The organism is Nocardia sp. CDC153 (genome assembly GCF_035818515.1).
GTDB lineage: Bacteria > Actinomycetota > Actinomycetes > Mycobacteriales > Mycobacteriaceae > Nocardia.
Map to the genome: position 1 here is coordinate 237048 of NZ_JAYKYU010000004.1, position 24559 is coordinate 261606.

The 24559-nt window shown below is 68.1% G+C and carries 22 protein-coding genes; 9 read left to right on the forward strand and 13 right to left on the reverse strand.

Features of this window, described 5'->3' with window-relative positions; all coding sequences use genetic code 11:
* Positions 1-11: 11 nt before the first annotated feature.
* Positions 12-1496: a flavin-containing monooxygenase gene (locus VMT65_RS23595; protein WP_326310561.1), complete on the forward strand. Its 1485-nt coding sequence runs from the start codon at positions 12-14 to the stop codon at positions 1494-1496.
* Here the strand turns inward: VMT65_RS23595 and VMT65_RS23600 are convergent.
* Complete coding sequence (locus tag VMT65_RS23600) at positions 1483-2385, reverse strand: LysR family transcriptional regulator (RefSeq protein WP_326310562.1); 903 nt, start codon at positions 2383-2385, stop codon at positions 1483-1485. The two genes, VMT65_RS23595 and VMT65_RS23600, sit on opposite strands and share 14 nt — an antisense overlap.
* 139 nt (positions 2386-2524) lie before the next feature.
* Here VMT65_RS23600 and VMT65_RS23605 point away from each other — a divergent pair, with 139 nt between their 5' ends.
* Complete coding sequence (locus VMT65_RS23605; RefSeq protein ID WP_326310564.1) at positions 2525-3601, forward strand: tartrate dehydrogenase; 1077 nt, start codon at positions 2525-2527, stop codon at positions 3599-3601.
* Between the two features lie 6 nt (positions 3602-3607).
* Positions 3608-4909: a 2-hydroxycarboxylate transporter family protein gene (locus VMT65_RS23610; RefSeq protein WP_326310566.1), complete on the forward strand. Its 1302-nt coding sequence runs from the start codon at positions 3608-3610 to the stop codon at positions 4907-4909.
* A gap of 11 nt (positions 4910-4920) precedes the next feature.
* Here the strand turns inward: VMT65_RS23610 and VMT65_RS23615 are convergent, their stop codons facing one another.
* Both VMT65_RS23615 and VMT65_RS23620 read right to left on the reverse strand, forming a co-directional pair.
* On the reverse strand, positions 4921-5283 hold the full coding sequence (locus VMT65_RS23615; protein ID WP_326310567.1) for a cupin domain-containing protein: 363 nt from the start codon (positions 5281-5283) through the stop codon (positions 4921-4923).
* 18 nt (positions 5284-5301) lie between these two features.
* Entirely contained in the window at positions 5302-5982 is a 681-nt protein-coding gene (locus tag VMT65_RS23620) for a TetR/AcrR family transcriptional regulator (protein WP_326310568.1), read from the reverse strand.
* 102 nt (positions 5983-6084) lie between these two features.
* Between VMT65_RS23620 and VMT65_RS23625 the strand changes: the two genes are divergently transcribed.
* Complete coding sequence (locus VMT65_RS23625; RefSeq protein WP_326310569.1) at positions 6085-7656, forward strand: succinic semialdehyde dehydrogenase; 1572 nt, start codon at positions 6085-6087, stop codon at positions 7654-7656.
* A gap of 35 nt (positions 7657-7691) precedes the next feature.
* Positions 7692-8519: an SDR family oxidoreductase gene (locus VMT65_RS23630; RefSeq protein WP_326310570.1), complete on the forward strand. Its 828-nt coding sequence runs from the start codon at positions 7692-7694 to the stop codon at positions 8517-8519.
* Positions 8520-8549: 30 nt separating this feature from the next.
* On the opposite strand, the gene VMT65_RS23635 is transcribed toward VMT65_RS23630, so the two are convergent.
* From VMT65_RS23635 to VMT65_RS23670, 8 genes are all read right to left on the reverse strand, one after another.
* Positions 8550-9698 (reverse strand): LLM class flavin-dependent oxidoreductase, encoded by a 1149-nt coding sequence (locus VMT65_RS23635; RefSeq protein WP_326311176.1) that lies wholly within the window; start codon positions 9696-9698, stop codon positions 8550-8552.
* A 17-nt stretch (positions 9699-9715) separates the two neighbouring features.
* Positions 9716-10273 carry an NADPH-dependent FMN reductase gene (ssuE, locus tag VMT65_RS23640; protein WP_326310572.1) on the reverse strand — a complete coding sequence of 186 codons (558 nt, stop codon included), beginning with the start codon at positions 10271-10273 and terminating at the stop codon, positions 9716-9718.
* A gap of 13 nt (positions 10274-10286) precedes the next feature.
* Complete coding sequence (locus tag VMT65_RS23645; RefSeq protein ID WP_326310574.1) at positions 10287-11495, reverse strand: SfnB family sulfur acquisition oxidoreductase; 1209 nt, start codon at positions 11493-11495, stop codon at positions 10287-10289.
* 53 nt (positions 11496-11548) lie between these two features.
* Complete coding sequence (locus VMT65_RS23650) at positions 11549-12922, reverse strand: styrene monooxygenase/indole monooxygenase family protein (protein WP_326310575.1); 1374 nt, start codon at positions 12920-12922, stop codon at positions 11549-11551.
* Positions 12919-14346, reverse strand: coding sequence for an LLM class flavin-dependent oxidoreductase (locus tag VMT65_RS23655; protein WP_326310576.1), 1428 nt, complete (start codon positions 14344-14346; stop codon positions 12919-12921). The genes VMT65_RS23650 and VMT65_RS23655 overlap by 4 nt, the downstream gene beginning before the upstream one ends.
* Positions 14343-15590, reverse strand: a complete 1248-nt coding sequence (locus VMT65_RS23660) for an acyl-CoA dehydrogenase family protein (RefSeq protein ID WP_326310577.1) — start codon at positions 15588-15590, stop codon at positions 14343-14345. Before VMT65_RS23660 ends, VMT65_RS23655 begins: the two co-directional genes overlap by 4 nt.
* On the reverse strand, positions 15587-16735 hold the full coding sequence (sfnG, locus tag VMT65_RS23665) for a dimethylsulfone monooxygenase SfnG (RefSeq protein WP_326310579.1): 1149 nt from the start codon (positions 16733-16735) through the stop codon (positions 15587-15589). Before sfnG ends, VMT65_RS23660 begins: the two co-directional genes overlap by 4 nt.
* A gap of 259 nt (positions 16736-16994) precedes the next feature.
* Positions 16995-17906, reverse strand: a complete 912-nt coding sequence (locus VMT65_RS23670; RefSeq protein ID WP_326310581.1) for a LysR family transcriptional regulator — start codon at positions 17904-17906, stop codon at positions 16995-16997.
* A 176-nt stretch (positions 17907-18082) separates the two neighbouring features.
* Between VMT65_RS23670 and VMT65_RS23675 the strand changes: the two genes are divergently transcribed.
* The 4 genes from VMT65_RS23675 (at position 18083) to VMT65_RS23690 (ending at position 23012) form a co-directional block, all read left to right on the forward strand.
* Positions 18083-19333, forward strand: coding sequence for a glycosyltransferase 87 family protein (locus tag VMT65_RS23675; protein ID WP_326310582.1), 1251 nt, complete (start codon positions 18083-18085; stop codon positions 19331-19333).
* A 113-nt stretch (positions 19334-19446) separates the two neighbouring features.
* Complete coding sequence (locus VMT65_RS23680) at positions 19447-20640, forward strand: SPFH domain-containing protein (RefSeq protein WP_326310583.1); 1194 nt, start codon at positions 19447-19449, stop codon at positions 20638-20640.
* Between the two features lie 583 nt (positions 20641-21223).
* Positions 21224-22498, forward strand: a complete 1275-nt coding sequence (locus tag VMT65_RS23685; RefSeq protein ID WP_326310584.1) for a hypothetical protein — start codon at positions 21224-21226, stop codon at positions 22496-22498.
* 13 nt (positions 22499-22511) lie between these two features.
* Positions 22512-23012, forward strand: coding sequence for a hypothetical protein (locus tag VMT65_RS23690; RefSeq protein ID WP_326310585.1), 501 nt, complete (start codon positions 22512-22514; stop codon positions 23010-23012).
* A 5-nt stretch (positions 23013-23017) separates the two neighbouring features.
* Here the strand turns inward: VMT65_RS23690 and VMT65_RS23695 are convergent, their stop codons facing one another.
* On the reverse strand, positions 23018-23713 hold the full coding sequence (locus VMT65_RS23695; RefSeq protein WP_326310587.1) for an HAD family hydrolase: 696 nt from the start codon (positions 23711-23713) through the stop codon (positions 23018-23020).
* The gene (locus VMT65_RS23700; protein ID WP_326310589.1) at positions 23710-24516 is read right to left on the reverse strand and encodes a putative protein N(5)-glutamine methyltransferase; all 807 of its coding nucleotides are present in this window, start codon (positions 24514-24516) and stop codon (positions 23710-23712) included. Before VMT65_RS23700 ends, VMT65_RS23695 begins: the two co-directional genes overlap by 4 nt.
* Positions 24517-24559 lie beyond the last annotated feature (43 nt).

Below are 24559 nucleotides of genomic sequence, written 5' to 3' on the forward strand. Positions count from 1 at the left end.
AGGCTGGAGCTATGGCCACTACACCCGAGCACGTCGATGTGCTGATTGTCGGGGCCGGGTTGTCCGGTGTCGACGCCGCTTACCATGTGCAGCACGCGTTTCCGTGGCGGAGTTACGCCATTCTGGAGATGCGGGGGGCCAGCGGGGGGACCTGGGATCTGTTCCGGTATCCGGGGATTCGATCCGATTCGGATATGTTCACGCTCGGGTATCGGTTCAAGCCGTGGCTGGGGGACAAGGCCATTGCCGATGGCGAGTCGATTCTCGCGTATGTGCGCGACACCGCCGCGGAGAACGGGATCGACAAGCACATCCGCTATCGGCACCGGGTGGTGCGGGCCGAGTGGTCGTCGGAGGACGCGCGGTGGACGGTGACCGTCGACCATGACGGCGAAACCGTGATCATGACCGCGAACTTCCTGTTCAGCTGCTCGGGCTACTATCGTTACGACGAGGGATACACCCCGGAATTCGCGGGCACCGAACGCTTTTCGGGTCCGATCATCCATCCCCAGCATTGGCCCGGGCAGGTCGATGTCGCGGGTAAGCGGGTGGTGATCATCGGGTCCGGGGCGACCGCCGTCACCCTCGGTCCGGCCCTGGTCGAGCAGGGTGCGCACGTCACCATGCTGCAACGCTCGCCCTCGTACATCATCTCCATGCCCGCCGAGGACGGACTGGCCAACCGCGCCCGCAGATTCCTGCCAGCGCGCGCCGCCTACGCCCTGGCGCGCGGCAAGAATGTCGCGCTGAGCACGCTGATGTATCAACTCTCGCAACGCTATCCGAAGCGGATGCGGGCCTGGATCCGCGGCTGGCAGGAGCGCTGGCTGCCCAAGGGCTACGACCTCGACACGCACTTCAATCCCAGCTACAAGCCGTGGGATCAGCGACTGTGCCTGTCGCCCAACGGCGATTTCTTCCGCGCCATCCGCAAGGGCGATCTGGATCTGGTCACCGACCGCATCGACACCTTCACCGAGACCGGGCTGCGCCTGGAATCCGGCCGCGACCTCGACGCCGACATCATCATCACCGCCACGGGTTTGAACCTCATCCCCTTCGGCGGCGTCGAACTCGTCGTGGACGGCCGCAAGATCAATCTCCCGGACACCATGGCCTACAAGGCGATGATGCTGTCCGAGGTGCCGAACTTCGCCTACATCATCGGCTACACCAACGCCTCCTGGACGCTCAAGGCGGATCTGGTGTGCGAGTACGTGATTCGGCTACTGCGCCATATGGACGCCCACGGGTATGTCAGCGCCACCCCGGTCCGCGACCCCTCCGTCGGCACCGCGCCCTTCCTCAATTTCGAGCCCGGTTACGTGCTGCGCTCCCTGGACATCCTGCCGAAGCAGGGCGATCGCGCCCCGTGGAAGCTCCACATGAACTATCTGCGCGACCTGCCGAAACTGCGGTACGGCAAGGTCGCCGATCCTGCCATGCGTTTCGAACGCGCCCGGTCGTCGCAGGATTCGGTCAAGACGGCGTGATCCGCGCGTTCAGGCCCCGCTCGAGGTGATCGAGCAGGGCCCGCGTGCGGCGCGGCAGCGCGGGGGAGTCGGTGTAGGTGGCGTAGATGTCCGCGCTCGGCGTCGGAATCTCCGGCAGCACGTGGACCAGGGCCTCCCCGCGCAGGAGCGGCGCCACATGCCAGAGCGAGCGCATGATCAGGCCGCGCCCCTCGAGACACCAGCGGGTAATGACATCGCCGTCATTGCTCACCAGATTGCCCGCCACCCGCACAGCCGTCTCCGGCTGGTCGAAGCGCCAGAGCGCGTAGTCACTCTCGTTCTCGCGCAACACGATGCAGTTGTGGCGCTCCAAGTCCGAGAGCTGTCGCGGGGTGCCGTGCTCGGCCAGGTATCGCGGTGCGGCGCAGACGATTCGGCGGTTCCGGCACAGGCGCTTGGCGGTGAGTCGGGAATCCGGGAGAGAGCCCACGTGAATATCCAGATCGAACCCGGTCCCCGCGATATTGAGCGGCACCGACGACAACTCCAGATCGACCTGGACGCGCGGGTGCAGCGCCGCGAACTCGGCCACCAGATCGGCGATGTGTGCCCGCCCGAGCCCGATGGTGGAACGCACGTGCAGACGGCCACGCAGATCCGCGTGCTGCTCGGCGATCGAATCCTCGAGCTCCTCCAACTCGGCGGTCAACCGCGCGGCCCCCGCCGCATAGCGCTCACCCTCGGGCGTGAGCGTGAACCGTCGGGTGGTGCGCTGAACGAGCGGCACGCCCAAGCGGTCCTCCAGCTGCGCGAGCCGCTTGCTCACCGCCGACACCGAGATGCCGAATTCGCGGGCGGCCTCGGTGAGACTGCGTGAGCGGGCCACGACATCGAAGAACAGAATGTCGTCCGCGAAGCCGCCGCGCACCCGAACCTCCCGACACTGTTTCCATTCCGGCAAAAGTCTCTTGCGCCCGCGCCACTTTCGACGCCGAGTCCCCGGAGCCTACCGTTGTGATCCAGCCGACAGCAATGACGCCGGGTCGGCAGTGAGGAGACCGGAAATCATGACGCGCGTGCACCGAATCGCGGTAATTCCAGGGGATGGGATCGGCAAAGAAGTCGTGCCGGAGGGAATCCGGGTACTCGACGGCGCGGCCGCCCGCCACGATTTCCGACTCGAATTCGAGCATTTCGACTACGCCTGCGCCGACTACTACACCGCGCACGGAAAAATGCTGCCCGACGACTGGTTCGACCGATTGCAGTCCTTCGACGCCATCTTCTTCGGCGCGGTCGGCTGGCCCGAGGTGGTGCCCGACCACATCTCGCTGTGGGGCAGCCTGCTGCAGTTCCGCAGGCATTTCGACCAATACGTGAGCCTGCGGCCGGTTCGTCTGCTGCCCGGCGTGGCGAGCCCCCTGGCCGGGCGCGGGCCGGGCGATATCGACTTCTATGTGGTGCGCGAGAATACCGAGGGCGAATACTCGAGTGTCGGCGGTCGGATCTTCGAAGGCACCGACCGCGAGACGGTGCTGCAGGAGACGGTCATGACCCGCACCGGCGTCGACCGAATTCTGCGCTACGCCTTCGAATTGGCGCGCCGACGGCCCCGGAAACGCCTCACCTCCGCGACCAAGAGCAATGGTATTTCCATCTCCATGCCGTACTGGGACGAGCGGGTGGCGGAAATGGCGCGCGAATACCCCGATATCGACGTCGACAAGTACCACATCGATATCCTGACCGCGAATTTCGTCCTGCACCCGGACTGGTTCGACGTGGTCGTGGCCAGCAACCTGTTCGGCGACATCCTCAGCGACCTCGGCCCGGCGTGCGCCGGAACCATCGGCATCGCGCCGAGCGGAAACATCAACCCGGAACGCCGCTTTCCCAGCCTGTTCGAGCCCGTACACGGATCGGCCCCCGATATCGCCGGGCGCGGCATCGCCAATCCCATCGGCCAGATCTGGAGCGCGGCCATGATGCTCGACCATCTCGGCGAGACCGATGCGGCGGCCACCGTGCTGGCCGCCATCGAATCCGTCCTCGCGCGCGGCGAGGAACTCACCCCCGACCTGGGCGGCACCGGCACCACCGAATCGCTGGGCAAGGCCGTACGGGCAGCACTGGAAATCAGGTGAGCCGCCATGAGTTCCACCGACAAGGTCCGCCGCACCACGCGATACCCGATGCCCGCGGTCGACGGGGTGCCGCTGGTCATCCCCCTCCTGCTCACAGCACTGGTGCTGCTGGCGGGATCGTTTCGCGCCATCCCGGAGAACATGATCGGCGGGCTGGCGGTGATCGTCGGTCTGGGCATGCTGCTCGGGCCCCTCGGTAACCGCCTGCCGGTCGTGTCCCGCATCGGCGGCGGCGCACTGGTCTGCCTGCTGACACCGTCGATCCTGGTGTACGCCAAGGTCTTCGACGGCAATACCGTGCGAGCGGTCACCGCGCTGATGAAGCAGGCGAACTTCCTCTACTTCGTGATCGCCACCCTGGTGGTGGGCAGCATTCTGGGCATGAGCCGGAAACTCATGGTGGGCGGGCTCATTCGCATCTTCCCGCCGCTGCTGGCGGGCACGGTCGCGGCGGTGACGGTGGGGCTGGCGGTGGCAATGGCCTTCGGCAACAGCTTTCACCGGGCGCTGTTCTACATCGTGGTCCCGATTCTGGGCGGCGGTATCGGGGAGGGCGTCATCCCGCTGTCCTCGGCGTATGCCTCGGCGCTGGGCGGTGAGCCGGGAAGCTATGTGGCGCAGCTGATTCCGGCGGCCATCATCGGCAATATCGCCGCCATCATCAGCGCGGGCGTGCTCCGCCGACTCGGTGACAAGCACCCGACGCTGGACGGCGGCGGGCGGCTGGTGCGCGAATCGACACCCGAACTGCCCGCCCCCGAACCGGACCCGATGCCGCCGCGCGAGCCGAACTACGCCCTGGGCGTGCTGATGATCACCGGCCTGTTCGTCTTCGCCGCCCTGCTCGAGCGCCTGATCCACCTCCCCGCCCCGGTGCTGGTCATCATCCTGGCGGTGCTGTGCAAGCTCGGCCGTGTCTTTCCTGCGAGCGTCGAAGCGGATGCGCGAGCGGTCTATTCGATCATTGCCCGCTGGTTCATCTTCCCCACCATGATCGGCCTCGGCATGGTCTACCTCCCGCTGGACAATGTCATGTCCGTCCTGTCGGTCGGCTACGTCCTCGCCTGCACCGCCGTGGTCGTGGCCATGGTGCTCACCGGTTTCCTGGTCGGCCGCGTCATCGCCATGTATCCGATCGACGCCGCCCTGGTCACCGTCTGCCACAGCGGCCTGGGCGGCACCGGCGACGTGGCGATCCTCTCGGCGGCCGACCGCATGAACCTCATGCCCTTCGCCCAGATCTCCACTCGCATGGGCGGTGTCACCACGGTGATCTCCGCGGCGTGGCTCGTTCGCCTGATCGGCTGATCGAAAGGCCGCTAGCTCTCCAGGAATTCGAGGGTCGGCTCCTGATCCGAGGACAGCAGGAAGTGGCCCAGGAACACCACATCCTCGTCGAGCGCGTCGAACTGGGCGATGCGCTCGGCCTCCGGCTCGAAGAAGACGTCACCGGGACGCAGGATGACCTGCGGCTCACCGTCGATGCGGAAGGCCACCGAGCCGGAGACGATGCTGCCGACCACCGGGCCGTTGTGGGTGTGCAGCCCGGCGGGGGTGCCCGCGGGCATGCGGATGCGGCGGGTCTGGATGCGGTCGGTCAGCTTGGCGGGGGTCACCGGGACGTCCATGATGATGTCGCGGGTGACGGCCGAGAAGGATTGCGGCGGGGTGGTTTCCGACATGGAGCGAGCTTAGCCCGGCTAATGATCGTCCGCGTCGAACAGGCCCGGAATCTCCAGGGCGTACTCGATGTCCTCGCGAATGCCGAGCATGGCCAACACACCGCGCACCATGGTCAACCGGGCGGCGTCGATGGTGTCGGTATCAGGTTCACCGTGCGGCGCGGCCGCGGAGATCCGGTAGACGACGAACTCGCAGATCTGCAAGGCGGTATCGAGATCCAGATCGCGCGGTGCCGGGCGACCCAGATCACAGATCTTGGCGCGCACCAGAATTCGGATATCGGCGATGGCCTCCTCCCGATACGCCGACACCGGTGAGCCCGGATCGTGCAATTCCGCGAAGAGCGGGGCCAGCATCGGGCCGTGCCCGCCCGCCCAGTGGAGGTAGGCCTCGATCAGATTGATGCCCAACTCGACCGGCTGCTCGGTCTTGTCCAGGGCCGCGCGAATGCCGCCGACCAGATCCTCATTGGAAATCCGCAGCACCGCGTGCAGCGGCTCGGTGGCATTGGCGAAGTAGCGATAGAACGTCGGCCGCGCCAGCCCGGCCTTCTCGATGATCCGCGCCACGTTCAACCCGCGCGAGCCCTGCTCGGCGAAGACCTCCGCGGTGGCCAGCACGATGCGGGCGCGCACCTGGTCGGCCTGCTTCTCGGTCTGCGGGGGGCGGCCGCGCCGAGGGGTCGTTGGGCTTGACATGGTGGGCGTCACATCCATTAATCTAACACCAGTGTTCATGTAACACCCATGTTCATTAAATAGCGGGTTCGACCCGGACACGACTCCTCGAGAGGGCGAGCAATGACGACTGCCCCGCAGCTCGCAGCGGCCGAAGCACTGCCTTTTGACCTGGTCCAGCGGTTGCTCGGCCATGCCGTCGCGGGTGGCGCGCCCTCGGTGGAGGTGTTCGCGCCCGCCACCGGGGTCAAGATCGTGGATCTGCCGCAGTCCTCGGTGGCCGATGTGGAGGCCGCCTTCGCGACCGCGCGCAAAGCGCAGGCCGCATGGGCGAAGGTGCCGGTCGGGGAGCGGGCGGCGCTGCTGCGGCGCATCCACGATCTGGTGCTCTCCGAACAGGACACGATCCTCGACATCGTGCAGACCGAGACCGGCAAGTCGCGCGTGCACGCCTTCGACGAGGTCTCCGATGTCGCGGTGAACACCCGCTTCTACGCCGCCGAGGGCAAATCGATTCTGGCGCACCGCAAACCGCGCGGCGTCATGCCGGTGCTCACCCAGGTCGAGGTGCGCAATCGGCCCAAGGGCGTGGTCGCGGTCATCTCGCCGTGGAACTACCCCCTGGCGCTGGGCGCGTCCGACGCGCTGCCCGCGCTGCTGGCGGGCAATGCCGTGATCGGCCGCCCGGACAACCAGACCGCGCTGACCCTGCTGTGGGCCATCGATATCGCCGAGCGCGCGGGCCTGCCGAAGGGTCTGTGGCAGGCCGTGCTCGGGCGCGGCGCGGTGGTCGGCACCGAGGTCATCGCCCGCGCCGACTACGTCGACTACACCGGCTCCAGCGCGACCGGGCGCACCATCGCCCAACAGGCGGGCGAGCGGCTCATCGGCTACTCGCTCGAACTCGGCGGCAAGAACCCGCTGTTGGTGCTCGAGGATGCCGATGTCTCCGCCGCCGCCAAGATCGCCGTGCGCGCCTGCTTCGCCTCGGCCGGGCAGCTGTGCGAATCGATCGAGCGAATCTACGTGCACGACACCGTGTACGACCGGTTCGTCACCGAATTCGTCGGCCACACCAAGGAATTGCGCCTGGGCAAGACCCTCGATTTCAGCTACGAGATCGGGTCGCTGACCTTCCCGCGCCAAATCGACACCGTCCGCAAGCATGTCGACGACGCGGTCGCCAAGGGCGCGAAGGTGCTCGCGGGCGGTAAGGCGCGCCCGGACCTCGGTCCGTACTTCTACGAGCCCACCATCCTCGAGGGCGTGCGCGAGGGCATGACCGTCTACCGCGAGGAAACCTTCGGACCGGTCGTCTCGATCTACCGCGTGCACAGCGACGACGAGGCCGTCGCCCAGGCCAATGACACCGCCTACGGCCTCAATGCCAGCGTCTGGAGCCGCGACATCGAGCGGGGCCGCGAGGTCGCCGCGCGCGTGCGGGCCGGATCGGTGAACGTCAACGAGGGCTTCATCGCGGCCTGGGGTTCGGTGGCCGCGCCCTCGGGCGGGCTCGGCATTTCCGGCACCGGTCGTCGCCACGGACCCGAGGGCCTGCTGAAATACATCGACACCCAGACCATCGCGGTGCAGCGGGGCCTGCCCATCGCGCCGCTGCCGGGCATGTCGGAGCAGCTGTGGGCCAAGACCATGACGCTCTACCTGAACGTCATGAAGACACTGCGGCAGAAGTGAATTCCGCCGATCACTCGACAGGGGTATGCAGGGGTATGAAGACGGTAGCGGGTAAGAAGGTCCTGGTCACGGGTGCCGCCATGGGCCTGGGCAAATCCTTCGCGCAGCGGGCGGTCGGCGAGGGCGCGTCCGATGTGGTGCTGTGGGACATCAACGAGACCGCGCTGAAGGAGACCGCGGCCGAGCTGGCGGCCCAGGGCGCGAGCAAGATTCACCAGTACGTGGTGGACGTCTCCGACCGCGACGCCATCGCCGAGGCGGGCGCGACCGTGCGCGCCGAGGTCGGGGACATCGACATCCTGGTCAACAACGCGGGCATCGTGCGCGGCAACGGCTACTTCTGGGAGACCCGGGACAAGGCCGATATCGACAAGACCATGGCCATCAATTCCCTTGCGCCGATGTACATCACGCTCGAATTCCTGCCCGCCATGGTGGCCAACAAGGGCAATGAGGCGCGGGTGCTCAATATCGCGTCCTCGGCCGGACTGGTCGCCAATCCGCGCATGAGCGTCTACGCCGCCTCCAAGTGGGCCGCCCTCGGCTGGTCCGATTCGGTGCGCCTGGAGTTGGAGCAGTCGGGCAACACCCACGTGACCTTCACGACCGTCTGCCCGACCTACATCAACACCGGAATGTTCGACGGGGCCAAGGGCTTCTGGTTCACCCCGATCCTGGAACAGGAGGAGGTGGTCGACACCTCCTGGAACGAGATGAAGAAGGGTTCGGCGCTGGTCGTCCTGCCCTGGACCTCGCGCCTCAACCGCGCCATCTCCGGCCTGCTGCCGCTGAAGGTCCGCGACTTCTACCTCAACACGGTCGGCGTCTATCACTCCATGGACGAATTCACCGGTCGCAAATAGCGATCCGACTCGACGCCCACGGGCGCGGCCTCAACTCGTGAAGGGGATGGCCGCCGCGACGCTCGACTCCGCGGCCTTGAACGGGTGCTGCCACAGGCCTTCTCGGTGCAGGATCGGCAGCACGCCCTCGCCGAACCAGTAGGCCTCTTCCAGGTGTGGGTGACCCGAGAGCACGAATTCGTCGATGCCGAGGGCGTGATACTCCTCGATGCGGGCGGCGACCTCGGTATGGCTGCCGACCAGCGCGGTGCCCGCGCCGCCGCGCACGAGGCCGACACCGGCCCAGAGATTGGGTGAGACCTCGAGGGCGGCGGTGCTGCCGTTGTGCAGGGCCAGCATGCGTCGCTGGCCCTCGGATCCACTGCGGGACAGGCCCGCCTGCACGGTGGCGATGGTGGCGGGATCGAGAGCCGACAGCAGGCGCTCGGCCTCGGCCCACGCCTGGGCGGCGGTGTCGCGGGTGATGACGTGCAGCCGGATACCGAAACGCGGCGGGGTGCGGCCCGCGGCGGCGGCCTCCTCACGAATCCAGGCGATCTTGGCCGCCACCGCGTCGGGCGGTTCGCCCCAGGTGAGGTAGACGTCGACGTGGCGGGCGGCGACCCGGCCCGCGGCGGTGGAGGAGCCGCCGAAGTAGATGTCGGGCACCGGGTGCGGGATGCGGTCGAGGGCGGCATCGATGACGTGAATGTGCTTGCCCGCCAGCGTCACCCGCTCACCGGACCACAGTCTGCGCACGACGGTGAGGAATTCGTCGGTGCGTTCGTAGCGCTGTCGCTTGTCGAGATGGTCGCCGTAAGCTTGCTGTTCGTGATCCTCGCCGCCGGTGACGACATTGAGCAGCAGCCGTCCTCCGGTGTGGCGTTGGTAGGTGGCGGCCATCTGGGCGGCGAGGGTCGGTGAGACCAGTCCGGGGCGGAAGGCGACGAGAAATTTCAGTCGCTCGGATTCGCGGGCGAGGATGGCGGTGGTCAACCACGCGTCCTCACACCACGCGCCGGTGGGCGTCAATGCCGCCTCGAAGCCCAATTGCTCGGCGCTGCGCGCGATTTGGGTGAGATAGCCGATATCGGCGGGCCGGTCGCCGCCCGCGGCGGTGATGGCGGTGCCGTGACCGCCGCCCACCAGATACCGGCTGTCGCCGTAGGTGGGGAGAAACCAGTGGAATCGCACCATGATTCGCATGCCCTCCCGAATCAGGCCGCGGTGGCGGGTACCCGGCGTGCGGATACCGCGGCGGAGAACGCATCGACCACCGGATACAGCGCCTCGGCGGCCCGGGGGTCGAGGGTCACGTCGGACCGGTCCGGATTGGGTTCGATGTGCTGATCGAGCACGAACCAGCCGGGCACGATGTGATCGGCCCCGAGCGAGGACAACACCGGCCGCAACGCGTAATCGATCGCCAGCACATGCGCGGGACTGCCACCGGTGACCACCGGCAGCACCACCTTTCCGGCCAGCGCGAACTGCGGCAGCAGATCCAGCAGCGTCTTGAGCACACCGCTGTAGGCCGCCTTGTAGACCGGCGACGCGACGACCACGCCGTCGGCCGCCGCGATTCCGGCGACCACGGCGGCGACCGCCGGATCGGTGGCATCGGCGGACAGCAGCGCCTCGGCGGGCAGGTCGCGCACCCGCACGGCAGTCACTAGATGACCGTGGCCGCGCAGGCGCTGGGCGAGATGTTCGGACAGCGCCGCGGTCCGCGAGGTCGTCGACGGGCTGCCGGACAGGATCAACAGAGTAGACATGTATGGGCTCCGATCAGAGGACACCGTGCCGCGGCGGCGGCGTACCGGTGAGGAGATAGCGGCCGATGTGCTGGAGCTTCCAGCGCACCGGATCGTGCAGGGTATGGGTGCGGGCATTGCGCCAATGCCGGTGCAGATTCAGCGAATCCAGCGCCGAGCGGGTGCCCGAGACCTCGAACAGGGCATTGGTCACCTCGAGCGCGGCCCGGTCGGCGGCCGCCTTGGCGGTGGCCACCGCGATGGAGGCGGCGGCAGCGCTGTCATCGTCCAGATCGGCCTGGGCGCGATCAATGGCCTGGCCCGCGACACCCAGCAGCGCCTCGGCCGCGCGGACGGTGACCTCCAGTTCGCCGAACCGCTGCACGGTGAGCGGATCCTCGTCCGCGCGCTCGACACCGGCCTCGAACCACGGGCGGCTGCGGGTGCGCACGAATTCGACCGCCTCGGTGAGCGCGCCGCGGGCGATCCCGGCATCGATCGCGGTGTGCAGGACCTGGGCGCGGGCCCCGTACAGCTGCGGACCGGTGAACGTGAGATGGTGCGGCACCACATGAGTCGCCGGTACGCGCACGCCCTCGAGCCGCACCGTCCCGCTGGCGGTCGTGCGCTGACCCATGCCGTCCCAGTCGTCGACGACGGTGAGCCCGTCGCTGTCGGCCGGGACATAGGCGACCACGATCTGATCCGCGTCGTTCTTGGCCAGCACCGGAATCCAGTGCGCGAACAAGGCACCGGTCGAATAGTGCTTGACCCCGTCGAGCACGAAGCCGCCATCCGGATGCGCGCGCAGCCGGGTGCGGTAGTCCTGGACGTGCTTGGTGCCCGCCTCGGACTGCGCATTGCCGAACCGCTTGCCCGCCAGCACTTCCGCGAACAGCAGGCGCTGGAGCTCCGCACTCCCGTTCTGCCGCAAGGCGTTCACGTACACGAAGTGACTGTGCGGAATCTGCGCGATATTGGGGTCGGCCGCGGCCAACAGCCGAAATACCTCCACCGCAACGGAAGTAGACACTTCAGCGCCACCGTGGGCGCGCGGCACCGTGATGGCGAGCAGCCCGCTGGCCGACAGCTCGTCGAGCTCGGCACGCGGCAACCGCCGCCGTGCGTCGCGCTCGGCCGCACCCGCGGCGAAGCGTTCGGCGAGCCCCGCCGCGACCGCCAACGCCTCGGCGGCGTCGGCGATCACGTGCGCGGTCACCGGCGGCACCGCGATCTGGGTCATGGTCTACCCCCATCGATTCCGGTCGTGCTCACGGTGATTCCCTTCCCTGGGGCTCAGGCGCTGGCGAGGCTGGCGTTGAAGGCGGAACGTTCGAAGCGCCCGGCGGGTTGGAAGCGGGCGAGCACCTCAGCCGCGTCCTCGCCGGTGACCTCGGTGATGAAATCGCCTGCCGCCGCGAGTGAATCGACGCCCAGGAACGGCTGCGGCCGGTGCAACAGTCCAACGAGCGCGGACGCGAAGCGCGGCTGCACCGCGGCCGCGGCGAAGAGCTGACCGCCGATGTCGGCGAATTCGGGATCGCCGAGGAACAGGCGGGTGACCCGGTTGGCCGCGTCGCCGCGCGCGGCGAGGAAGGCCCGGTACTGCTCGCTGATCCACCGTTCGTCGAACGGCCCGTCGTGGACGGCGGCGGCCGCGACGAGGCGCTGCGCCTGGATCAGTCCGCTCTGCGCGCCCTGGCCCGCGATGGGATCGTAGGCGGCCGAGGTGTCGCCGAGCGAGGCCACCACGTGGCCGCCCGCCGTATGCCCGACGCCGGACCGAACGACCGGGCGGACAGCGCCTTTCAACCACGAGTGCGGGTCCTCGGTGATCACCCGGGCGGACTCCACCTCGGGCAGGTCCCAGTCGATGTAGTCGCGGTACAGCCCGCGCACGATCCCCAGCGCCGATTCGGCGGAATCGGCGGCGGCGAAACGTTTTTCCCACTCGCTGCCCGGACGCGCCCAACCCAGGAACGCCCAACTCGGGCCCGCGTCCTTGTGCAGGTACGGCCCCCACCAGCCCTCACCCTGGTCGGCGAAGATGGAGAAGCCGCTGTGCGCGCCGCCCGCGCGGCTGCGATGGGCGAACACCGACTCGTCGTGACCCAGCCCGGTCACGGTGACCGTGAGCAACGAACGCTGCGGCGCGGCATAGGGGGAGCGGGCGGGGTCGACCTCGAACAGCTCGGACAGTCCGCCGCGACCGGTGGCCACGAGCGTGAGATCCGCTGCGGCGGCGAGGGAGTCGAGCCGCTCGGGCGTGACCTGCTCGACGACGAACCGGCCACCGCGCCCCTGGAAGGAGGTGAGCCGCTCGTCCGCCTTGAGCCGGGTATCGACCGCGACGCCCGCGTAGCCCTCGAAATGCCCGTCGAAGGCGATCAATTCCTCGCGCTCGGGCCCGGCGATGCGGACGCTGAGTCCGGTGTGCCGGGGTGCCCGCGCGGTGTAGGTGTCGAGTCCGAGCGCCGCCTCGGCCTGCTGGGTTTCACCGAATTCGAGCGCGGTGCCGGTGGCCGGGACGTCGTCGCGCAGCGCGCGCTGATCGCGGTCGCTGTAGAGGGTGACCTCGAACCCGGCGTCGAGCAGGCCCAGCGCCGCGGTGACGCCGGTCTGCCCGGCCCCGATCACGACGGCCGAACGGGTGGAGTTGGTGGAAGTCATGCGTGGATCTCCCTTCCGGTCAAGGCGGTCAAAGGGGTCGAGACGGTCGAGCGCGCGCCGCCGAGGCGATAGCTCGCGCCGCGATGGTCGAGCGGTAGGCGGTCCCCGGCCTCGAACAGGGCGTTGCGCAGGGTGCCGGGAACGTAGTCGGTGGCGTACGCGCCACGGTCGGTCAGCACCGGAACGACGTGACGCACAATGTCTTCGAAGCTGCCGGGCGTGATGGCGTAGGCCAGGTTGAAGCCGTCCAGGTCGGTGTCGGCCACCCACTCCTGGAGCTGATCGGCGACGGTGTGGCCCGAGCCGACGAAGACCGGGCCCATGCCGCCGATGCCCGCCCACCGGCCGATATCGCGGACCGTCCACTCCCGGCCGTCGTCGTCGAATTCCTGGAACGCGGCCACCGCGGACTGGATGGCATTGCTTTCCACCTGCCCGATCGGGTCGTCGAGGTCATAGGTGGACAGGTCGATGCCCATCCAGCCGGACATGAACACCAGCCCGCCCTCCACACTCGCGTAGGACAGGTACTCCTCGTGTTTGGCGCGCGCGGCCTCATCGGTGGCGTCGGTGATTATGGTGGCCAGCGCATAGATACGGGCGGCATAGCGGTCTCGGCCCGCGCTCTCCAGCGCGTCCCGGATCCGGGAAACCGTCTGCGCCAGCACCCGTTTGGAGGGTCCCGCGACGAAGATGGCCTCAGCGTTCTCGGCGGCGAAGCGCACACCGCGCGGCGACGCACCGGCCTGATAGATCACCGGCGTCCGCTGGGGCGACGGCTCGGACAGATGGATGCCCGGCACGGTGTAGTGCTCGCCGTAATGCCCGATGTGATGCACCTTGGCCGGATCCACGTAGACGCCGCGCGCCGCGTCGCGGACCACCGCGTCGTCCTCCCATGAACCCTCCCACAGCTTGTAGAGCACCTCGAGATATTCGTCGGCCCGGTTGTAGCGTTCGTCGTGATCGAGCTGATCGTCCGCGCCGAAATTGCGTGCGGCCGAGGGCAGATAGCCGGTCACCACATTCCAGCCCAGCCGCCCGTTGGTGAGATGGTCGAGGGTGGACAGCCGACGCGCGAACGGATACGGATGCTCGAAGCCGGTGCCGGTGGTGATGCCGAACCCGAGATGCTCGGTCACCGCCGCCATGGCCGAGACAAGCAGCAGCGGATCGGCCACCGGAATCTGCGCACCCTGCCGCAGCGCGGCGCTGTCGTCACCGCCGTACACGTCGTAGGTGCCCAGCACGTCGGCGATGAAGATACCGTCGAATCGCCCGCGCTCCAACAGCTTCGCCAACTCGGTCCAATAGCCGAGCTCCTTGTAGCGGTGCGATTGATCCTCGGGATGCCGCCACAGGCCGGGGGATTGGTGGGCCACGCAGTTCATGTCGAAGGCGTTGAACCGAATCCGGCGGGTCATGACCGCGCCTCCGGAGTCTGCGCAGCCCCTGGAGTCTGCGTGGCGGTGCGCTCGCCCGCGCTCCACGCGAACGGCAGGTCCGCGCCATTGAGCAGGTGATCGCCGATGGCGCGCGCCTTCTGGATGGCCGGATTGTGCACCGCGACGGTGCGGGCATTGCGCCAGTGCCGATCCAGCCGCAGCCGCTCCGACACCGCCGACGCCCCACCGACCTCGAACAGCAGTGTGGTCGCGGGCAGGACCAGATCGATGACCGCGAGTTGGGCGCGCGCGGCCGCGAGTTCGGCTGCCACCACCAGCTTTTCGTCCCGGGCACCCGCGGCCAGCACCTCGTCCAGCACGTCGGCGACCGCGAGCACACTGGCCTCGGCGGCGAACGCGGCGGCCGAGAGCCGTCCGATCACCTGCTGCACCAGGGGATCTCGGCGGGGCAGGTCCGCGGCGGAGTGGGTGTAGCCGCGGGTGCGGGCCGAAACCCAGTCGCGGGCATCGCGTTCGGCGCGTCGGGCGATCCCGGCGAGCACCGACAACTGCACCAGCTGGAGATAGGCCGTGGCGTAGGTGGGACCGGGCGCACCGTATCCCGGACCGAGAATGCGATCCTCGGTCACCACGACATCGGTGAATTCGGTGGTGCCGCTGGCGGTGAGCCGCTGCCCGAAACCGTCCCAGTCATCGTGCTGACGCACACCCTCGGCCGTGGCGTCCACCAGCACCCCGACCCGCTCACCGTCCCGATCGGCCGCGGCCAGAATGTAATCCGCGTACAGCGACCCGGTGCTGTAGTACTTCGTCCCATTGAGCCGCCACCGCTCGCCGTCGCGCGTCAGGCGGGTCCGATAGCGGTCGACCGCGCCGACACCGGGCTCGGTGATGGCATTGCCAACAAGTGTTCCCGCCACCACCGCGCGCAGCCAGTGCTCGCGCTCGGGGCCGGGGTCGGCCAGCAGCTGATCCTCGACGAAGGAGAAGTGCACCCGCAAGGCCTGCGGCAGATTCGATTCCGCGGCGGCCAGGGCGATGAGCTGCCGGAACAGCTGCCGCACCGTCACCCCGTAGCCGCCGAACTCGACCGGCACGCGCAGCGCGCCGAACTTCGCCTCGCGCAGCAGACCGACCTCCTCGAACGGCAGCCGCCGATCGATCTCGCGGTCCACCGCACCCTCGGCGATGCGGTCGAAGATCGGCTCGAAGATCGCGTCCAGCTCGGCGTCGGAGATGGTCGTCGGACGCACCGCGGTCATCGCGCGGCTCCGATCGGCTCCGGAGTGCCCGCGCCGGTGGCCAGTTCGGCCTCCAGCTCCCGCACGATCGGCAGCACGTGCTTGCCGAAGTACTCGACTTCCTCGTGGTAGTGCAGGAATCCGAGCAGCAGCAGGTTCACCCCGCGCTTCTTGTACTCGACGATGCGCCGCGCGATCTGCTCGGGCGTGCCGATGAGCTTCGAACGGAATCCGTCGTTGTACTGCACGAGATCCTCGAAGCTGGAGTCGGCCCACATGCCGCGCTTGTCGCCGGTGGCGTTGCCCGCCTGCTGCACCGCGCCGCGGAATCCCTCCACGGCCTCCGGATCGGCCTTGGCGATGATCTCGCGCAGCGTGTCGCGCGCTTCGGCCTCGGTATCGCGGGCGATGAGGAATCCGTTCAGCCCGAAACGCACCGTGCGAGCGTGCTCGGCGGCCGCGGCCCGCACCTCGGTGATCTGTTCGGTGATGCCGTCGAAGTCCTTGCCATTGCTGAAATACCAGTCCGACACCCGCCCGGCCATGGCGCGCGCCGCCGTGGAATTGCCGCCCTGGAAGATCTCCGGGTGCGGGCGGTCCGGCGCAGCAAGGGGTTTCGGCTTCAGATCGAAACCGCGCAGCCGGTAGAAGTCACCCGCGAACTGCGCCTCGTCCTCGGTCCAGCTCTTGCGCAGCACGCGAATGAACTCCTCCGAACGGCGGTAGCGCTCATCGTGTTCGAGCCACGGCTCCCCGAGCGCGGTGAACTCGCCCTTGAACCAGCCGCTCACCACGTTCACCGCCGCGCGTCCGCCGGACAGGTGATCGACGGTGGCCAGCAGTTTGGCCAGCACCGCCGGCTGCCACAGCCCGGGGTGGACGGCCGCGATGACCTTGAGCCGTTCGGTGGCCAGCAGCAGGGCGAGACTGAAACTGGTCGACTCGTGCTGATAGGCCGCGCCATAACTGGCCATGTACCGCACCTGGGTGAGCGCGTAGTCGAAGCCATTGTTCTCGGCCAGCACGGCCAGTTTCCGGTTGTAGTCGTAGCTCCAGTCGGTGCGCTGTTCGATGGTGCTGACGACGAGTCCGCCGCTCACATTCGGCACCCAATACGCGAATTTCAAAGGTTCTGCGAGATGGTCGTTTTCATGCTCCGTAGACACAGGTGCTCCATCGGGTCGGGAGAGAAGAGGGTGGGTTCCCGCGCGGCGAAATGGGCGCGCGGCCGGAGGAATCCTCAGCGGGAACAACCCGGTCCGGCGATGCGCATCAAATCCAGATGCCGCCGCCGGGTGAGCGAAACGGCTGTCATGGCGGCGAGTCTATGATCGCCGAAATGGGTTGTCCACCAGGCAGTTTCGATGGTGCGATCGGGTTTCCCTACCATGCGCGCACGCCTTTCGAGTGGCGGTCGGAGGCGGCTCACGCGGCCGGGGAATCGAGTGCCCCGGCCCGTCTCACCAACAACTCGTGCAGGGCGCGGGCCGCGAAGGGCGGCACGCCGGACTTGCGCTGCTGCGCCACCAGGAATACCTCGGACACTCGGCAATCCAGCGGACGCCAGGTGATCGAATCACTGTGCACGAGTGGATCACCGATAATGCTGTAATCGGGGAGCACGGTGACGCCCAAACCCTGGGCCACCATCATTTTTCCCATTTCCGCGCCGTCGGTGGAATACGAGAACAACGGATGCCGCCCATTCAGCAGACGGTTGACGAAGCGATGCATCACATATCCCGACCGCATGACGATCAATGGCTCGGCGAGCAGATCCTCGACACCGATCGCGGGCAGCTGGGCGAGCGGACTGTCCGGCCGCATGCACACCACCGGCTGTCCCGAGAGCAGTTCGGTGGTATGGAACTCCGGGGTCAGATCGTCACCGCGCAGGTAGTTCACCAAGCCGAGGTCGAAACTGCCCTCCCGCAGCGCCCGATGGATCTCGGCCTGCTGCGCCTCCACCACCTCCACCTGCGTCTCGGGATACGCGCCGCGGAATTCCCGGATCGTCGGCAGCACCAGCGCGGCGGTCGCGGCGTTCACCGTCCCCACCCGGACCATCCGCGAGACCCGGTGCTGATCGTCGGCCGCCTTCTTGAGCCGGTCGACGGCCTCGAGCACCTGGGCGATGTGGGGCAGCAACTCCCGGCCCTGACCGCTGATCCGGGCCCCCGACCGCCGCCGGTCCAGCAACTCGACCCCGAGCTCCCGCTCCAGATTCCGCAAGGTCTCACTCAAGGCCGGCTGCGACAGGTGCAGCTCCTCCGCGGCCCGCCGCAGCGACCCGAATCGGGTCACCGCCTGGACATACTCGAGCTGCTCGATTCGCATGATCACCTTCCGAAGCCGTCGGCAACCTCCGCACTACCCGCCAGTGTGTGTGCACCAGAGCGGTCCCACGAGGGTTGTGCTCACCGAGAGTCCTGACCATCGCGTCGGCGCGTCTTCGACGGGATCGGCCGATGCGGGTGTACGGCCGGGGAGGGACGCCGATAAAGTGGTCGCGGATGACTGGTTTGACCGCTGTTGCAGTGCCGAAGGTGCCGGACCGCCGATTGGGGCGGGTCATGTGGCTGGTTCCGGCGATTTGTGTGGGCTTCTCCGCGCTGTGTCTGCTGCTGCCCGTGTGGCCGTTCACGCGCATCACCGGCGGGTTCATCGATCTGCAGGTGTACCGGCTGGGCGTGCAGACGCTCTGGCACGGCGGCGATATGTACGGGTCGTTGCCGCAGACCACCATCGGCATCGGGCTGCCGTTCATCTATCCGCCGTTCGCGGCGCTGGTGCTCTCACCCTTCGCGTTCCTGCCGTGGGAAGTGGCGCGCAGCGGGTTCTTCGTGACCTCGGTGATCGCGTTGGCGCTGTCCTTTTATCTGGTGGCGCGGCGGGTGTGGCCGGGGGAGAGCCGGGAGCGGCTCGCGCTGTGGGTGACCGCCTGCGCCACGCCGCTGGGGCTGCTGCTGGAACCGACGCATTCGACGCTGGACTTCGGTCAGGTCAACCTGCTGCTGATGGTGTTGGTGGTGGCCGACTGTCTGGCGGAGAAGCCGCGGTGGCGGCGCGGCATGCTGATCGGCATCGCGGCCGCGGTGAAGCTGACGCCCGCGGCGTTCATCCTCTACTTCCTGATTCGGCGCGACTACAAGGCCGCGGCGACCGCCGCGATCACCGGTGCGGTGGCGACCACGCTCACCTTCGTCGTGCTGCCGCACGCGTCGGTGAAGTACTGGTTCGGCGGGATGGGCAATGTGTCGGGGCTGAGCGGGTCGGCCTTCCACACCAATCAGTCGATTCAAGCGGTGCTGTCGCGCTTCGACGTCCACAAGCCGCTGCTCACCATCCTGTGGCTGGTGCTGAGCGCCGCCCTGCTGGCGCTGGTGGTGCCCGCCATGCGCCGCGCCGCCGACTTCCCGCCGCTGGCGCTGTCGATCAACGCGGTCTTCACCCTGCTGGTGTCCCCGATTTCCTGGTCGCACCACTGGATTTGGATCGCCCCGGCCCTGCTGGGCATGCTCGGCTACGCGACCCGGCTGCCCGCGCGCACCGCCGCGTGGTGGTACCTGATCACCGCCGTCACCACCGCGATCTTCGTGATCGGACCGCAGAACTACCTGCCCGACGGCGAACACCGCGAAACCCATTGGACACCTTGGCAGCACTTCATCGGCAACACCTACGTGTGGTTCAGCGTGCTGCTGGTGGTGCTCTTCCTGTTCGGTACGCGACGAGCGATTCGCGCGACCGACACTCCTTCATGAATCATTAACGATTCGTGTGGTTCGCTGCGATAGCCACGTGAACCGTGCGCGTCAGCTACCCGTGCCATACTCGGCCGGGTTGGGCGTACGCCCTGAGGGAGGAAGAGAACTTAATGGGCCTGTTCGACATGATCCGCGGCGAATTCGTCGACATCATCGAATGGTTGGATGACACCCGCACCACGCTCGCCTGGCGGTTTCCCCGCTACGAGAACGAGATCAAGAACGGTGCGGAGCTGATCGTCCGGGAGGGGCAGCAGGCCGTCTTCGTGTACCGGGGGCAGTTGGCCGACAAATTCGGGCCGGGGCACTACACGCTGACCACCGAGAACATGCCGATCATGTCCACCCTGCAGGGGTGGCGGCACGGGTTCAACTCGCCGTTCCGGTCCGAGGTGTACTACGTCAATACCCGCGCGGTCACCGATATGCGCTGGGGCACACCGCAACCGGTCACCGTGCGTGACCCCGACTTCCGCATGGTGCAGATCCGCGCCAATGGCACCGCGAACGTGCGGGTCACCGATATCGAGGTGTTCCTGCGCCAGATGATCGGCACCAATGCCGAGGTCGACGCCGACGTGCTCAGCGAGCAGCTGCGCGGCAATGTCGCCCTGGCCTTCTCGGACATGGTGCTCGCCTCGGGCCTGGGTGCCATCGATCTGCAGGGCCGACAGGTCGAACTGTCCGGCAAGCTGGGCGAATTCGTCAATCAGCGGCTGTCCGGGTTCGGCATCGGGGTCGAGGGCGTCACCATGACGATCTCGCTGCCCGAGGAGATCCAGCAGGCCATGACCCGCGGCGTCGCGCGCGGTGTCGAGGCGGGCGGCTTCATGAACAATGTCGACCTCAACCGCTACCAGCAGATGCAGGCCGCCGACGCCATGCTCGCCGCCGCCCAGAACCCCGGCGGCGGAATGGGAGCCGCCATGCAGGCCGGCATGGGCGTGGTGCTGGGCGGCCAAATGGCCGGAGCCATGCAGGGCACCTTCGCCCAACAACCCCAACAGGGTTACGCCCAGCCGCAGCAGGGTGGCTACGCCCAGCCGCAGCAGCCCGCCGCACCCCAGCAGGCGGCCCCGCCGCCGCTCCCGGGCCAGCAGCAGTTCCACTTCGACAACGGCGGCCAGGCCGCGGGCCCGTTCACCATCGACCAACTGCGCCAATACGTCTCGTCCGGCCAGCTCCAGCGCGACACCAACGTCTGGACCGAGGGCATGGCAGGTTGGGAACCCGCCATCGCCGTCCCCGCCCTCCAAAACCTCTTCCCCCTGCCGGGCAACCCGCCGCCCCTGCCGCCCCGATAGCGCCCCCGCCCACCGCATCCCGAGCCCGGCCGACCGACAGCGCCACCCGAATGACCGATCGCGACCCATGACCCCCGCGATCGGTGATTCGCGCTGCCCTCGACTCGGTGCACCACCACATCCGACCCATGGCGCGACCCGACTCCGCCACACCGAGTGAGCCCCGATGAACGACAACCAGTCCCCATACCCCTCCAGCCCACCTCCACTCCCGAGCGGCGACCCGGCCCCTGCCCAGACGGCCGAGCCCCGCCCCTGGACGCCGCAGCCCCCCACCGGGCACCCGCAACCCGCGCCTTACAACCAGTGGCCGCCAGCCCCTCCGGCAGGGCCGGGATCATCTGTGCCGCCGCCACTTCCACGCCAGACCGGCCAACCCGCCACGGCAGCCCCGGCGGCCGCGCCTGCGGGAGGGCCGGGAGCGGTTGCGCCGCCGCCGCTTCCGGTGCAGGGGCAGCGGCCGGTTGGACCGCCGCCGTTGCCGGGGGCCGGTGCGCCGAGCGGGCCTCCGCCATTGCCGGGTGGATTCGTGCCGAATCAGGCGGTGTCGGCACCGGCGGGGGCGATGTCGCAGCCTGTGCTGGTGGCACCCGTGATCGTGCCGGGGGCGGTGGAATCCAACGCGCCCGCGCCGGAAGTGGTTCCGGGGCAGCGGGAACCGGTCGCGCCGGATCGGGCGATGTTGCATCGGACGGAGTTGACTCGGACTTATCCGTGTGCGGCCTGTGGGGCGCAGTTGGTGTTCGATCCGGTGGGGCAGGATTTGTTGTGTCCCAGTTGTGGGAATCGGGCGGCGGTGAGTGCGCCGGATGTGCCGGTGGAGGCTCGGGAGTTGGGGCCTGCGATCGCTGCCTTGCGGGAGATGCAGGCGGGGCAGGCCGGGCCGCAGGTGACGGGGGAGTGGGAGGTGAAGTGCCAGAACTGTGGTGGCACTACCGGGTTCACCGGGAGCCTGACCGCTACCAAGTGCCCGTACTGCGCTACGCCGATTCAGCGCGATGATGTGCACAATGCGCCTGCGCGGTTGCCCGTGGACGGCGTGGTGCCGTTTCTGGTGGGGGAGAAGCAGGCTCGGGAGCTCGTCGAGAAATGGGTTTCGGGGCGGTGGTTCGCGCCGTCGAATTTCAAGAAGTTCAAACGCGTCGGGGCGTTCTCTAGTCTCTATACCGCGTATTTCACCTATGACGCGGATACCGCGAGCTGGTACCAGGGTGAGCGCGGCGACGACTATCAGGTGCGGGTCGGGACCGATGAGGATGGGGATCCCATCTATGAGACGCGGACCCGCTGGTATCCGGTGGCGGGTGAGGTCGGCAACGAGTTCGCGGATCTGCCGGTGCTGGCCAATGACAATCTGAATCGCAATAGGATTCGCGCGCTGGAGCCGTGGCCGGTGGAGCGGGCGCGCGCCTATTCACCGGAATTCGTGGCGGGTCACCTGTGCCGCACCTACGACAAGGATGCCGAGGAGTCGTTCCCGGAGGCGCAGCAGCGCATCGAGGCGGCCATCGAATCCAGCGTGCGCGCCGATATCGGCGGCGATCACCAGCGTATTCACCAGCTGAACACCTCGTGGAACTGGTTGGCGTACAAGCATCTGCTGCTGCCGATCTGGCTGCTCACGGTCGTGTACATGAACCAGCCCTACCAGGTGTACATCAACGGCCTCACCGGCGAGGTTTCTGGGGACCGGCCGTGGAGCAAGGTGAAGATCATCGCCGCCATTCTGGCGGTGCTCGCGATCATCGCCACGGTCATCGGCATCTACGCGGCGACCCGCGGCCATCACACCCCGGCGCATCCGACCGGGCCGGGCCACACCACCGTCGCCCCGCCGCATCCCACCACCCATCGATGAAAGTGAGCCGACCATGCTGATTTTCGTGCTCGTCGTCCTGATCCTGCTGGGCGCGGCGGTCGCCGGGATCGTGGTGCTGAACTCGCGGCAGCAGCGGGCCAACGCCGCCGCCAACGAGGTCATCCCCGGCACGCCCACCCGGGCCCCCGCGTCGTGGGCGGGCTCGCACGATCCCGAGCCGCGCCTGCACCGCCGCCTGCGCGACGCCATGACCGCCGTGCGCACCGCCAACACCCTCGATGACGGCACCACCATCGTGCTGCGCGCCGAGATCGAACAGGCGGCGCTGGCCTGGGACGACCGCCTCGTCGCGATCGCCGCCCTGCCCGCCACCGCCCGCGCGGAGCAGCGCGCCGTGGCCACGAAGGGCGTCGAGACCATCGAAGCCGCCGTCGCGCAATATGTTTCGGCGGCCACCCAGCGCACCGCGGCCGACGTCTCGGCCGGGCTCACCGCGGCCCGGGCACAGCTCGATATCGAGGCGGAGATCCGCAAGTCCTTGGAAGCCAGCTGAGCGGCTCAGCTGCCGGGTGAATCCAGTTCGGCCAGCGAGCGAATGACGGTGATCCCGGCGTCGTTCGCGCTACCGAGCCCGCTGCGGTCGAGCCAATACGCCCGCAGCCCGGCATCTCTGGCCCCGAGCGCGTCCACGTCGTAGCGGTCGCCCACATAGGCGACCTGCTCGGGTGCCAGTCCGAGCATGGCGCACCCGGCCAGGAAGATCTCCGGAGCCGGTTTGGCCGAACCGAATTCGTCCGAGCACAGGATCGCGTCCCCGAAATGGTGCAGCAGCCCCACCTTTCGGAGCTTGCCGGTCTGATAGGGCAGCGACGCATTGGAAATCACCCCGAGCCCGACCCGACCGTGAAAGGCACGCAGGGCGGGCGCGACATCGGGGAACGCCGCCCACGCGGTATCTCGCCGCGCCGCGTACCGACCGAACCACGCCACGGGATCGTCTGTGGTCATGCCGATTTCGGCCAGGAATCGCTCGGTGCGCACCAGCTGCTGCCCGGTGAAGGTCAACTCCCCGGCCAGATACCGCGGATACTCTTCCTCCTCGATCGCCCGCCACAGCGCCACCGCCGCATCGGGAGATTCGAACCGCCCCAGCGCGTCTTCCGCCTCGAGATGCCGCAGGATCCCGATCCGCGCCGTCGCGGAGTAGTCGATGAGCGTGTCGTCGACATCGAACAGCACACCCCGCACGCTCATCCCCGAGTTCCGATCACCACGGTGGCACCCAGCTCATCATCCTCGGCGATCCGCGCCGTCAACCCGTGCGCCCGCATGATCCCCGCCGCCACCGGAGCCTGCTCCGCACTCTCCTCCACGAGCAAATGCCCACCGGGAGCGAGCCATTCACCGGCGACCGCCGCGATCCGCCGCAGCACATCCAACCCGTCGACCCCGCCATCGAGCGCCCGCCGAGGCTCATGATCCCGAGCCTCCGGCGGCATCCACGCGATCTCCGCCGACGGCACATAGGGCGTATTCGCCAACAGCACATCGACGCGCCCCCGCAGCTCGGAGGGCACCGCATCGAACAGATCACCCTCGAAAACCCGTCCACCGACGGCTAGCAGATTCTCCCGCGCACACGCAACGGCAGCGGGTTCGATATCGGCGGCGGTCAGCTCGACCCGAATCCCCTCGGCCGCCAGCTCTTTCGCGAACGCCAGCCCCAGCGCCCCACAGCCGCAACACATATCGAGCGCGACCAGCGTGGAGTTCGGCGCACTGTACCCGCGCCCCAGGGCTACTGCCTGCTCGACCAGGAATCCCGTGCGCTGGCGTGGAACGAAAACATCGGGCGCGACCGCCACGCGCAGGCCGCGAAATTCCGCCCAGCCCAGCAGGTGCTCCAGGGGGAATCCGGCGATGCGTTGGGTGACAAGTGATTCGAGGTGGCCGGCGTCGGTGGCGGCCTCGAGCAGGAGCGCGGCCTCGTCCTCCGCGAACACGCACCCGGCCGCACGGAGACGGGCGACCAGGGTGTCGGTGTCGGGGGAGCTCACCGGGCAATTGTGCACGCCCGGACATCCGCGCGATTCGGGCGGG